Below are 457 nucleotides of genomic sequence, written 5' to 3' on the forward strand. Positions count from 1 at the left end.
GGCCTTCGCCAGCGCCCTGCACGGGCTGCTGGCGGAGTGCCGCCGCCGCGCCCGCGTGCCGCGCCCGGTCCGCGCCGAGGGCGCGCCGCGCTTCGCGCCGGTGATCGACTACATGCGCGCGCATCTGTCGCGCCGGCTGACGCTGGAAGAGCTGGCGCGCGAGGCCGGCCTGAGCCCCTTCCATTTCCTGCGCAGCTTCCAGGCGCATTGCCACGCCACGCCGCAGCAGATGCTGATGGCGCTGCGCCTGTTCGAGGCCAAGCGCCGCCTGGCCGCCGGCGAACCGCCCGCCCAGGTCGCGCTGGCGGCGGGCCTGACCGACCAGGCCCACCTGACGCGCGCCTTCGCCCGGCGCTACGGCGTCACGCCCGCGCGCTACCAGAAGCAGATGCGCGCCTGAGACCGCATATCGCCGAACAGGCGCGGATGCCGGACGGCGCGGGTGCCGCACCGGCGC

1 protein-coding gene is annotated in these 457 nt (G+C 76.4%); it reads left to right on the top strand.

The features are described 5' to 3' along the window. Positions 1-400: AraC family transcriptional regulator (locus KDH83_RS31600; RefSeq protein ID WP_212323123.1), on the top strand; the 400-nt coding region annotated here is incomplete at its 5' end. Positions 401-457: the final 57 nt, after the last annotated feature.

This window comes from Achromobacter sp. Marseille-Q0513 (genome assembly GCF_018195695.1).
In the GTDB taxonomy this organism is placed as follows: Bacteria; Pseudomonadota; Gammaproteobacteria; order Burkholderiales; family Burkholderiaceae_B; genus Achromobacter.